Raw genomic sequence first — 12,159 nt, forward strand, 5'->3', positions numbered from 1 at the left:
GGTCGCTTGAATAATAGAAGTATGAGTTGTTGCTCCTAAAATAAGCAATTAACTAATCACTAGATACTTTAAGTAAGGTTTTAAGCTGATTTTCCTTTCTTATTTGGTTTGGATGGTTCCATGTTGAACGTTGATTTTTAAAGTGTTAGATTGGTTAGAATTATTTTTTAAGTTCTGGAGTGTTTTGGAGTTACTTGGTTGGAATTTAACTTTTCCCCTAGTAGTTAAATTCAAAGGTGCTTTGAGTTGGTTAATGGTTAAAGCTAATTTGTCACCCGTTAAAAAGTTTTTCCCTTGCAGTTTAGTTTGATTAAAAGAGATTTTGGTGGTGAAATAATTGAACTCTAACTGTAAGTTCTTAATTGTCGAATAGTTAAAATTAAATTGAGTATCATCTAAGTCATTTAATGATTTTAAATCAGTCACTTGACTATGATTAAAAGTATATTGACCATCATCATCACTAGCTAGTTGTACTTGATGTAATTGACTATTTTGCCAATCTTCTTGGGCGTCAACATTATCTAATTTGGTTTGGTTTTTGACTTGAACATGATTAAAATGACTGTTCACATCACTACCAGAGATTTTCATTTTTTGAAATGTTAAATGATCGATTTTTATTTGAGCACTGTCGAGATCTAAATTTAATTGCTTAATCGAATTAGTTTTGGGAACGGTAATGGTGATCGTGGGCTTGGTCAGACCTAATTTCGAGCCAGGGCGGACACCGTGATTTTTTTGGACAAGTGAAAGTTTTTGTTCGTCATTACTCAGTACCATAATGTGATGATTGGTGGGAAAATTGACATTAAATTTTTTACCAGTTTTAATGTTAACGTTAGCATCAACGACACTAATTCTGACTTGATTAAAGGGTTTACTGGAGTGATATTTCGGTGCAGCCAAAACCAGTGTTTGGGTTTGGAATAAGGCATAAGAAAGGATCATGGTCGCTAGTAAGCTCAATCCCAGCCAAATTTGAACGATTTTTTTCATCAAAAAGTCTTCTTTCTAAAATTATTCAAAAAAAGAGTTTGAAGCTCAATCACGGATAACTGTTTCTCCATGGGAGTTTCAAACTCTGATAATGTTTTTAACGAACGGGAATCGTTTGTAATTCTTTAGTGGTGTGGGTGAAGGCTTCACAACCATTTTGAGTTAGGTAAACACAATCTTCAATCCGCACACCAGCAACACCAGGAACGTAAATGCCGGGTTCAATAGAAAAGCACATGCCTGGTTTTAACTCCATTTGATTGCCTTGCATAATTGATGGAAATTCATGCGTAGAAGTACCAATGCCATGGCCTAAACGATGAATAAAGTATTCACCGTAACCAGCATCAGTAATAATTTTTCGGGCAATACCATCTAAAGCTTCAGCAGTAATTCCCGGTTTAGCTGCATCCATCGCTGCTAATTGGGCTTCTAAGCAAACTTGATAAATTTCTTTTTGTTTAGCATTGGGGGTGCCAAAAGCAACGGTTCGACTAGCATCACTCATGTAACCTTGATTAATGGTTCCTAAGTCAAATAGGGCTAGCGCATTAGCTTCAATTTTACGTTTTTCAGGTACGCCATGTGGATTAGCAGCATTGTCACCGGATTGCACAATCGTATCAAAACTGGTGTGCATGACGCCTTGTTTCATCAAGCCATATTCAATTTCTGCAACCACTTGTTGTTCGGTCCGTTGGGTTGATAAAGCTTCAAATCCTAATTTAAAGGCATAATCAGCTTGGCGGCCGGCTTCTTTCATCAATTCGATTTCTTCAGGTGATTTAATTAGTTTGAGTTGATCCAAAAACTCGGAAGCATTACCTGGAAATTGAGCATCAGGAAATTGCTTTTTAATCTCTTCATAACGAATATATGATAAATCAGCTTTTTCAATGGCCCAGTTCGTTGTTTTATTAGTCCGTTCTTTGATATGATCGGCAATTAAGCCAAAGGGATTTTCGTGGTCTAAGTAGCCAAAAACATCATGTTTCCAACCAGCTTTTTTGGCGGCACCAACTTCTAATTGTGGTGTAAATAAGAACGGCTCGGCTTCAGGAAAGGCAAACAAGGCTAAAACGCGTTCTTCAGGATCACTATGAAAACCTGTGAAATAAAGAATGTCAGTGGGATTACTAATATAGACTACATCGTAGTTTTGATCAGCAACCCATTTTTGTAAACTCTGTAAATGATTCATATTAAACCTCCCAAGATAGTTAAGTAAAGTATAGCACTTTTGGAAAAAATGAGGTATTTTCATATAAGCGCTTGCAAATTGTAATTATCTTTGCTAAATTAGTTATGAAAATAAATGAAAATTTCCCAAAGTAAGTTGAGGTATTGAAAATGGATAAACCAGAGAAAGATATAACGATTACGGACGTGGCTCGACAGGCTGGCGTATCCATGGCAACTGTTTCTCGAGTTGTAAATGGTAATAATAATGTTAAAGAAACAACACGTAAAAAAGTAATGGCTGTGATTGATAAATTACATTATCGGCCGAATGCCGTGGCCCGGGGCTTGGCAAGTAAAAAAAGTACCACTATTGGGGTTATTATTCCTAGTATGACTGACTTATTGTACGCCAATTTAGCTAAAGGGATAGATGATGTTGCTTCCATGTATAAGTACAATATCATTTTGTCAAGTCTTAATAAGGGCATTGTCAGTGAACAACAGTTATTCAATGAATTGTTAGCTAAGCAAGTTGATGGCATTATTTACATGGGCGAAAGTGTTTCCAACGAATTACACAAGGAAATGTTAAATTCACGGGTGCCAGTTGTTTTTGCTGGTGCCATTGATGATAGTGGTAAAATTGCCAGTGTTAATATTGATTATCGGACTGCTGTGCGTGATGTCGTACAATTACTAATTAATAATGGTAATAAACAGATTGCTTTGGTAGCTGATGATTTAGGTAATTCAATCAACGGTAAATATCGGTTGCAAGGTTATCGTGAAGCTTTGGAGCAAGCTGGTTTAACTTATTCTTCCAATAATGTTTTTGAAACAGTCTATAATTTGCAAGCTGGTGCAGCAGTATTTGATGCCATTCGCGATAGTGGTGCCACCGCTGTTTATGTGGCCAACGATTTATTAGCAGCAGGGATTGTTAATGCTGCTTCTGCTGCTGGGGTTAAGATTCCTGAAGAGTTTGAAGTGATTACCAGCAGTAATACGATTTTGTGTGATGTGACCCGTCCAAAAATGACTTCGATTGCTCAGCCTTTATATGATATTGGTGCGGTAGCGATGCGGATGTTAACTAAGCTCATGAATAGTGAAGAAGTTGATGATTTGGATGTTCGTTTGCCATACAGTTTGATTAGACGTAATACAACTAAATAATAAAATTGTTTGATTGATAGTAATTAAAAAACGTTCTGGCTAAAATTTTAGTCAAAACGTTTTTTTATATGGTTTTATATACTGCTATAAGCAGACCATTCACAGCTTGATTTTATTGTCCTGCTTCGCCTTGTGAACTGGTAGTATCACTAGTTTCATTAGTAGGGGCTGAACTTTCACCACTAGTTACTGACGAGTTGGCGGTAGAATTATTAGTTCCGTCTGTAACTGGAGCTTGTGGACTAGTAGGATTTTCATTACTACCCGCACCACTAATCGTTGAATTATTATAAGAATTATTACTTTCACTATTGGAAAAGCTATTAGCGTTTTCTGAATTACGAGTTGGCGGAACATAGTCGCCCAAGAGCGAATCTGGTAAACCATTAGAGCTCCGTTTACGCGTGGTTTTTTTAGATAATGTTTCGTTATCTAAATATCTGGTTACGCCATAACCATTATCAGACCCAAAGTAATGATTCCAAAAGAGACGATAATTTTTGGCAGTTCCACCGATAGCAAAATGCTTGGATAGTGGTTTAGCTTGACTTCGATAGAACAAACTCGTAGTTACTGGGGAAGTCAAATTAGTATCGTAACCTTGATAAGTTGTACTTCCTGGCAAAGTACCAGTGGCACTTAAAACCTTTTGTGCTTTGACACTGGCAGGTTTTGGCATGGTCTGATTTTCTTTTAATAAATTCGGATCAGTTTGATAAACACTATTCATCAAGTTAGCCCAAGTGGTTTGGTTAGTTTCTGTTGAGTCCTCAGCTAAGTTGTAATTATGACCGTATAAATTATCATAACCCATCCACGAAGCTAAAGTCACACCAGGTGTACTACCAACAAACCAATTATCACGGAAATTATTAGAAGTTCCCGTTTTACCAAAAGCATTTTTATAATTAAAGTTTAATTGATAAGTTAAAGATGAAGCCGTTCCTTGTTCAATAACGCCGTGCATCATGTGCTGCATAATATAGGCAGTTCCTTTTTGGAAGACGCGTTGTTTTTTAGTCTTATGCTGATAAATGACATGATGATTCACATCAGTGATTTTGGAAATATAATACGGATTAACGTGTACACCTTGATTAGCAAAAGTTGAAAAAGCACTAGCTTCTTGTTCAACGCTAAAGCCATTGCGCGTTCCGCCTAAAGAAATTCCTAATTCGTGGTACTCTTGATTACTCAACGCTAATCCCATTTTATCCATGTAAGTTTTAGGATTAGTCTTGGCTTGCAGTTTTTGGTACAACTGGACTGCAGGAATGTTGAGTGATTGTTCCAGGGCTTTATCAGCTGGCACAAATTTATTGCCAATAGTATCATCAAAATCAGTTGGAGCATATTTTTTGAATTTAACTTTAAAGTCCGCAATCATACTCTTGCTACCAATCAAGCCATTTTCAATCGCAGGTGCATAAACGAGCATAGGCTTAATTGAAGAACCGGGGGAACGGAAAGTATCAAAGGCATGATTTAATTGGTTTTTCTTAAAGTTGCGTCCACCAACAAAACTTAAGACCGCACCGGTTTTGTTATCAAGTAAAACACTACCATTTTGCACGGGTTCTTGAACTTTAACGTTTACGCCAGTGTTAGGATCTTTAGCCGTAGAATAATGGGTTGTCCCCAATAAACTAGCATTTTGGGCGAAAGCAGTTTGCATATTATCATATAAATCTTTATTAATGGTGGAATGAATGTGATAATCATGTTCGCTCATCAAACGATTAGCGCGCTGATAATAAACTTGGTAGAGATCTTTATCTTTAATAATTTGCGAATACTTCAGATTATCGTCTTTGGCTAATTGGTGCATGAGCTTAACGCGTAATTTATCAGTTAGCAAGTTGTAAAGATAACCATATTTGATATGAACTTTAGGCGCTGGTTGATGGGCAATGAATTGATCTTTAAGATCAACTTTTTTAGCAGCCAAATATTGTTTATGAGTGATGTCACCACTCCGATACATCCGAAATAAAACAATGTCTTTGCGTTTTAAACCTAACTTCAAGTTTTGTTTTAAATGCCCACTCTGATCAAAGGGAGTGTATACAGAAGGGCTTTGAGGTAAACCAGCAATAAAAGCAGCCTGAGCTAAGCTTAAATTAGCCGCTGAGGTATTGAATAAGCCTTCGGCAGCCGCTTGAACACCCGCAATATTTTGACCGCGATTGTTGCGCCCTAGTGGAATTACATTTAAGTAAGATTCTAAAATCTGCGATTTAGAAAAATGTTTTTCTAAACGGGTCGCTAAGAGAATTTCCGTCGCTTTACGCTTCCAAGTTGTTTCAGACGACAAAATTTGCATTTTAACTAATTGTTGGGTTAAAGTTGAACCTCCAGTTTGAGTACCATAACCAGTAATTTGCGATAAAATGGCCCGGATGACAGATTTAGGCACTACGCCATGATGTTGGTAAAAGTTTTCATCTTCGGTGGCCACGACCGCTTGTTTTAAATATGGCGAAATTTGGTTGAATTTAACTGGTTCACGGTGCGTATCGCTGGGAACTCGTTCCATTTTGACATTGTTAGCAAAGTAAAGCGTGGTTGACTGGTCTACTTTTTCAATTTGATTCTTTAAGCTTGTATAGCTTGGAATCGGCTCATGACTGATTAATGCCGTTAGATAACCACTACCAATTCCCGCACCAAATCCAATAATTAGAATTGTTGCGACTACAAGAACTAGTAATAATTTACGAATAATACTAATTCCTAAAGTGATGCGCCCTTTCCAAGTAGTAGGAATATCTTTCGGATCTACAACATGATGAGAATTAGTAGTAGGTGTACTTTGTTGTTTAGATGGGATTGGTTGCGAACGAAAATGATTTTGTGAATGAACCCCAATGGGTTGATCAGTTTCTAAAAAATGATTTCGCAATTTATTAAAAAGTCTGTCCCACCATGAATCTTGATTTCTCAAAAAAAAACCTACTTTCGTCTATGATTGCTTTTAATAATATAGAAATAATTGGCAACAATATATCTATTCTAATCATTATACAACAAATCAATTATCTGGCGAGCAAGATTCAAATTCGAAGTATACCTTATGCTTTGAATATGCTATTATAAGTCTAATTTACTTTGCTGAAGATTTACTTATTTGATCAGTAACTACTTATAATTGATTTATCAAATGAGGCTGGAACAAAAGTCGCTGAGTAACTGAGCACTTCACGTTATTAAATCGCTAAGTCTGAATAGAATTGTAAAGATTCGATATCAGTGGGTGAAATGGCTGACTTTTGGAATGCAATAAAAAATGATGTTCGTTTACTTCGAAATAGAATGCGATCATTAATTTTATTGTCCCGGCCTCATTGTTGTAGTTAACTTTGCAAACTTTATTAATCTTATTGTCCCAAGTTCATTATTTTTAAAAGTAAGGAGTAATTTGTATGAATAAGTCTGCCAAAAGAGCAATTTATATTTTAGTTTTTGGAAATTTTTTGATTTGTCTCGGTATTAGCTTGGTGATACCAGTTGAGCCTTATATAAAGAAAGCTTATGATTTAACAACTACTGATGTGGGAATTATGACTGCTTTGTATGCTTTTGCTCAATTTATTGCTTCTCCCATTATTGGGCGGATCTCTGATCGAATTGGCCGTAAAGAAGTCATTATTACTGGTTTATTAATGTATATGATTTCAGAGTTTATTTTTGCCATGTCTAATCATTTTTGGTTATTTAATGTTTCGCGGATTATTGGTGGTTTATCAGCGGCGATGTTTGTTCCCACTTCAATGGCAATGGCCGCTGATTTAACTAATGATCAACAACGTGCCAAGGTCGTTGGCTGGATTTCAGCAGCCTTCAGTGGGGGCTTGATTTTGGGGCCGGGAATTGGCGGTATGTTGGCTCATATCACTTATAAAGTTCCATTTTGGGCCGCTGGTTTTTTAGGGTTAGTTAGTACTATTTTTACGTTATTTTTCTTACCAAATGTTCAAATTCAAGATCATGAAACGAAGACTGAAAAAATTAATTGGCGTACGTTTATGACACCGATGTTAGTAATTTTATTTGTGATGATTTTTATTTCATCATTTGGCTTGCAAGGTTTTGAAAGTATTTACAGTATCTATGTTAATCAAGTTTTCCATTTTGGAATGGGCTCAATTGCCTTAGTTTTGACTTTAAACGGAATCATTTCCCTGTTTTTCCAAGTAGTATTGTTTGATTGGTTGACGCGGGTGATTGGTGAAATTCGCTTAATTGCCATTTGCTTTTTCTGTGGTGCAGCAGCCACTTTGTGGATTACACAAACTAAAAGTCACTGGGTAGTGATTGTGGCCACTTTGATTGTTTTTACCGCGTTTGATCTTTTGCGTCCGGCGATTACAACCGTGTTAACGAAGATGAGTCATGCCAATCAAGGTTTGATCAATGGTTTAAATATGTCTTTGACTAGTGTCGGTAACGTCGTGGGACCAATTATTGCGGGAATTTTGATGGACTTAAATCCGAATAGTCCATATTTATTAGTAGTGGTGATTTTGTTTATCTCTTTTTTAATTACACTTATTGTACAAAGGTTTGCTTTGCACAAAGTAAACTAGCAGAATTGAATAAAAAAAATGCCCCAGCCACGCGGCTGGAGCATTTTTTACTTTTAGTGTAGTTTATTTACTCACTTACTTAAACGCCATAACGCATCAGCATAAATTGCCGTGGCTGTTAATAAATTATCTAATTCAATATATTCGTCAGGTTGATGCATAACATTAAGTCCATTAGGCATCATCGCTCCAAAAGCAACACCACGTTTAAGCAACCGACCGTAAGTTCCACCACCTACGGTCATGGGTTGACTTTGATAATCTTCAGTTTGATTTTGATAAGCAATTAAGAGTTCTTTGACCAATGGATCATGTGCATCAACATAATGAGGCTCTTGAGCATGACCAACCAGTTGAACTTCAGCATTAGGAAAAGCGGTTTGATAGCCCTTTAAAATTTGTTCAGAAGTGATGCCTTTAGGATAACGAACATTAACCACAATTTTGCCACCATGATGTTGCTGAAACTCAAAGATATCTGGACTTTGACTTAAAGCACCCATAATCTTATCTTGGTAGTCGATACCAGTTTTTTGACCAAAATAATCTAAATGGAGTTTTTGAGCAATTGCCTGTATAAAAGCTTGACCAGCGGAATCGAACTTTTGAGTTGTTAAAAAGTCAGCCAAAAAAGTAGCAGCATTAACGCCATTTTCTGGCTCCATAGCATGTGCACCATGACCAACTAATTTTAATGTTACGATCTGATCTTGGATTAAGGCATTGCCCTTAAGTTGCGGATTTTGCTTGAGATAGTGATTAAAAGCATTGACAATGTTAGAACTATCGAGTGTTTCAATGCGACAGGTTGCACTTTGGGGAACCATATTAGGACGTAAGCCACTTTTAAAACTAATGAGTGTTTGCTCAGATTTTTGAGAACTAGCAGAAAAAGTAATTTGATAAGAAGCGATCCCTTTTTCACCATTGATAACCGGAAATTCACCGTCTGGAGAAAAACCTAAGTCGGGCAGCGGTTCAACCTCTAAGTAATGATTAATACCACGCCATTGATTTTCTTCGTCAGTTCCAAAAATCAAGCGAATTGTTTTATGAGGGCGAAAATTTTGATCTTTGAGAATTTTTAAAGCATAAAAAGCAGCTAATGAAGGCCCTTTGTCATCTAAAGTTCCACGACCATATAATTTATCACCGATTTGAGTTAATGAAAAGGGGTCACTATGCCAACCCTCACCAGCAGGTACAGTATCCATGTGTCCAAAAATTCCCAGAATTTGTTGACCCTGACCATATTCAATATGCCCCCCCAAGTTATCAACATTATTGGTAACGAAGCCGTCACGTTGACCTAAAGTTAACATTTGCTTTAAAGCTTTGGCTGGTCCAGGACCGAGGGGATATTCAGATGTTTGATGTTCTTCATCACTAGCACTATTAATCGCAACTAAGGATTTTAAATCATCGACCATTTCTTCTTGATAATTTCGCGCTAATTGTTTCCAATTCATCGTTTTGACCTCCAGTAAAGATTGTTATTACTAATATAGCAGATTTTTTAATGAGATAAGAACACCGGAACGATATTTAATGAGTTTTATTGTTTAATTCATATTCTTTGTTAGAAAAATTGATTATTCCAGACTGTGGTGATGTTTGGAAATCGGTATTTCTGAGATGACTAACCTCAACTTCTTGAAAACATACGCAGTTGCTAACTGCTTTTGTTCGCAGCTTAGTATAATTGCGTTCCAAGAAACAAAAGTTTGCGCCTAACTACAACTGACAATTAAGCCAAGTGCAGGCTTAATCATCAGTTTAGGTTAGTGCTCAACTTTTAAGCGTATCTTGTCACGGCTTGAAAATTGCGCTCACAAGACCAGAAGCAATCATCTAACTACAACTCAGAATTCAAGTCAAAAACCGCCTTAAATCCTGAGTTTAGGTTAGCTTCTTGCTTCTAAACGGTCTTGTTCGCAGCTTAAAAATTACCAATCTGCGTTAGTTTTAATTTGGAACAGATTGTTAGCAACATAGTCAGTATAAGTAATTGCTGGCATAGTTGCTACCTTGGAGTTGAACTGTGGGCGAACAATATTGGCTTTAATGGCTTGTTGTTTATTAATATCGATGGGCTGATTTAAATTATTTAGTAATTGAATGGTAATTTGTCCATAATCTACGGAATTTGTTTTATTATTTAAAACTAAGAGATTGTTTAATTTGATCCAACCTTGAAAATTAATTTGAGCCCAGTTTTGTCCATCAATGTTTTGTAAGGCGGTAATCTGATAAGAGTGGTTAAGGCTTAAACTACCTTTTTGAGTTGAGTCAGCTGTAGGTTGTAGTCGTAAATTTCGATCAACGTAGGTATTTTTTACGATGACTGATTGTTTTAAAAAGGGTGATAAGTTATTGACCAGATCTGCTTGGACTAAGCCATTAGCTAAAATGAAGCGATTGTTATCAATTTGAAGGTAAGTTTGACCATTCCAATAAACAATTTTTTGAATGTGAACCGAATCATTGGGCAGTAAAGTTCCCTTTTGCGGAGATTGTGGGTAAGGATTTTCCCAAATTGGTTGCGGCTGTCGATTAATCAAAGTTGCATCAAAGTTAACATTACTTTGATTAGCTTGCTTTTTTAAGCCCTGATAATAACTGGCACGTCCCGGGAAATTAGTCACTACACCATCAATTGGCAAATTAACCAACCAATTCCATTGTTTGGGATTTTCTGTCATTTCATCCCAAACAAAAACTTGCTGACCAATAGCATGCAATTGATTAATTAAGTCTGGTGTGATAATAGCAGAGGAGACATTAACTGCATTAGTAAAGGAAAAGACATCAAAATTTAATTTTTTTAAACTGCCAGCAATGAAAATTCTAGGAATTTGCGGAGCTAGTTGTTGTAAAGTTTTTAAACTATCCAATGAAAAAGAATGAACCATGATTCGATTTTGCATGTGGTATTTATTAATGGCGGCAACTAATAATTCTTCCATATTTTGTGGATTGTTATGTTTTGTTTTTTTAGTTTCAATTAAGAATTTAATGTTAGGATTATTTTGGTAATGAGCAAACAATTGGTCAATGGTGTAGATATTTTGACCATTACTTTGTTTGAGTTGCGTAAGCTGAGCAGCAGAATGTTGAGAAACGATAGCGTTGACGCCAGTCACGCGTTGCAGATTACGGTCGTGAGAAATGATGAGCTGATTATCGTTTGACTCGTGCAGATCTAGTTCAACCCACTGAGCGCCATCGTTAAAGGCAGCGTTGATGCTAGCAAAAGTTTCTTCTGGAGCTTTCATGGGATCACCACGATGACCAACAACAACAAAACCAGTATTAAAAATTAAACTAATTAATAGTAGAATAGAAAGAAAAGATTTTTTAAACACAGAATTTACCTCTTAAAGGAGCGATTTTTTTGCATGATTATCAAACTTTAGATTTAATTGAACAAATTACACGCAATGACGGAACTCAATATTACGAAATTTCTAATATGTTCATGAACGGACGAGCAGAATTGGCAGCCGAACGTAAGATGATTAAAGAAGTGCGAATTTTGCAGTTAAATATTCCACGTTCTACAGCTGTTAAAACCTATGAAGATTATATCAATAAAACATATACTTTTCCCAAAGAAGATTTTGATCATTGGGAAGAGTGGGCTAAACCAGAAGGTAAAATAAAAACCGCCTTTGAACAAATTTTACATGCTAACCACATTAATTGATTATACGCTAACGAGTGATTGAGACTAGCAGTTTAATAATTGCATCTAACTGAGCCTAAATTCTTAAGTCAAAATTGCCTTAAATCCGGAGTTTAGCTTCTTGCTTCTAAACGGTCTTGTCTGTAGCTTGAAAATTGCGCTTCAAGAAACAAAAGTTTGCGTCTAACTACAACTGATAATCAAGCCAAATTCGGGTTTAATCGTCAGTTTAGGTTAGTACTCAACTTTTAACCGTTTCTTGTCACGGCTTGACTTTAATTGCGCTCACAAGACTAACAACCTCCATCTAACTACGCCTAAGCATTTAAGATGCAAACCAATCTTAAGTCCTTAGTCTAGGTTAGCTGACGGTTGCTGCCCAGTCTTGTTCACGGCTTAGTTTTAATTGCGTTCACAAAAGCAGCAAACTGCGTCTAACTAAGAATAATCTTTCAAGTTAAAGTCCCACTTGAAAAATTATTCTGGGTTATACTCAGTTGCTAAACGTTTTTGTTCACAGCTTAATTTAGA

8 protein-coding genes are annotated in these 12,159 nt (G+C 36.3%); 3 read left to right on the forward strand and 5 right to left on the reverse strand.

What is annotated here, in order from left to right; all coding sequences use genetic code 11:
• Positions 1–99: 99 nt before the first annotated feature.
• A complete protein-coding gene (locus AC3B7A_RS06960) occupies positions 100–999 on the reverse strand; it encodes a hypothetical protein (RefSeq protein WP_489755402.1) in 900 nt (299 codons plus the stop codon).
• 97 nt (positions 1,000–1,096) lie between these two features.
• Entirely contained in the window at positions 1,097–2,200 is a 1,104-nt protein-coding gene (locus tag AC3B7A_RS06965; RefSeq protein ID WP_489755403.1) for a M24 family metallopeptidase, read from the reverse strand.
• 149 nt (positions 2,201–2,349) lie between these two features.
• Between AC3B7A_RS06965 and ccpA the strand changes: the two genes are divergently transcribed.
• Positions 2,350–3,357 carry a catabolite control protein A gene (gene ccpA / locus AC3B7A_RS06970; RefSeq protein ID WP_489755404.1) on the forward strand — a complete coding sequence of 336 codons (1,008 nt, stop codon included), beginning with the start codon at positions 2,350–2,352 and terminating at the stop codon, positions 3,355–3,357.
• 112 nt (positions 3,358–3,469) lie between these two features.
• Here ccpA and AC3B7A_RS06975 read toward each other — a convergent pair whose 3' ends face one another.
• On the reverse strand, positions 3,470–6,301 hold the full coding sequence (locus AC3B7A_RS06975; RefSeq protein ID WP_489755405.1) for a transglycosylase domain-containing protein: 2,832 nt from the start codon (positions 6,299–6,301) through the stop codon (positions 3,470–3,472).
• A gap of 478 nt (positions 6,302–6,779) precedes the next feature.
• Between AC3B7A_RS06975 and AC3B7A_RS06980 the strand changes: the two genes are divergently transcribed.
• Positions 6,780–7,943, forward strand: a complete 1,164-nt coding sequence (locus AC3B7A_RS06980; protein ID WP_489755406.1) for an MFS transporter — start codon at positions 6,780–6,782, stop codon at positions 7,941–7,943.
• 71 nt (positions 7,944–8,014) lie between these two features.
• Here AC3B7A_RS06980 and pepV read toward each other — a convergent pair whose 3' ends face one another.
• Together pepV and AC3B7A_RS06990 are read right to left on the reverse strand one after the other, a co-directional pair.
• Complete coding sequence (gene pepV, locus AC3B7A_RS06985; protein ID WP_489755407.1) at positions 8,015–9,412, reverse strand: dipeptidase PepV; 1,398 nt, start codon at positions 9,410–9,412, stop codon at positions 8,015–8,017.
• A 477-nt stretch (positions 9,413–9,889) separates the two neighbouring features.
• Entirely contained in the window at positions 9,890–11,308 is a 1,419-nt protein-coding gene (locus AC3B7A_RS06990; protein WP_489755408.1) for a glycerophosphodiester phosphodiesterase, read from the reverse strand.
• Positions 11,309–11,331: 23 nt separating this feature from the next.
• On the opposite strand from AC3B7A_RS06990, the gene AC3B7A_RS06995 reads away from it, so the two are divergent.
• Positions 11,332–11,649: a hypothetical protein gene (locus AC3B7A_RS06995; protein WP_489756564.1), complete on the forward strand. Its 318-nt coding sequence runs from the start codon at positions 11,332–11,334 to the stop codon at positions 11,647–11,649.
• Positions 11,650–12,159 lie beyond the last annotated feature (510 nt).

This window comes from Bombilactobacillus sp. ESL1202, from assembly GCF_058107125.1.

Bases quoted from the DNA above. Each gene is read 5' to 3' on its own strand.
- AC3B7A_RS06960 (WP_489755402.1), bottom strand. From the start codon at position 999: ATGAAAAAAATCGTTCAAATTTGGCTGGGATTGAGCTTACTAGCGACC.
- AC3B7A_RS06965 (WP_489755403.1), bottom strand. From the start codon at position 2,200: ATGAATCATTTACAGAGTTTACAAAAATGGGTTGCTGATCAAAACTAC.
- ccpA (WP_489755404.1), top strand. From the start codon at position 2,350: ATGGATAAACCAGAGAAAGATATAACGATTACGGACGTGGCTCGACAG.
- AC3B7A_RS06980 (WP_489755406.1), top strand. From the start codon at position 6,780: ATGAATAAGTCTGCCAAAAGAGCAATTTATATTTTAGTTTTTGGAAAT.
- pepV (WP_489755407.1), bottom strand. From the start codon at position 9,412: ATGAATTGGAAACAATTAGCGCGAAATTATCAAGAAGAAATGGTCGAT.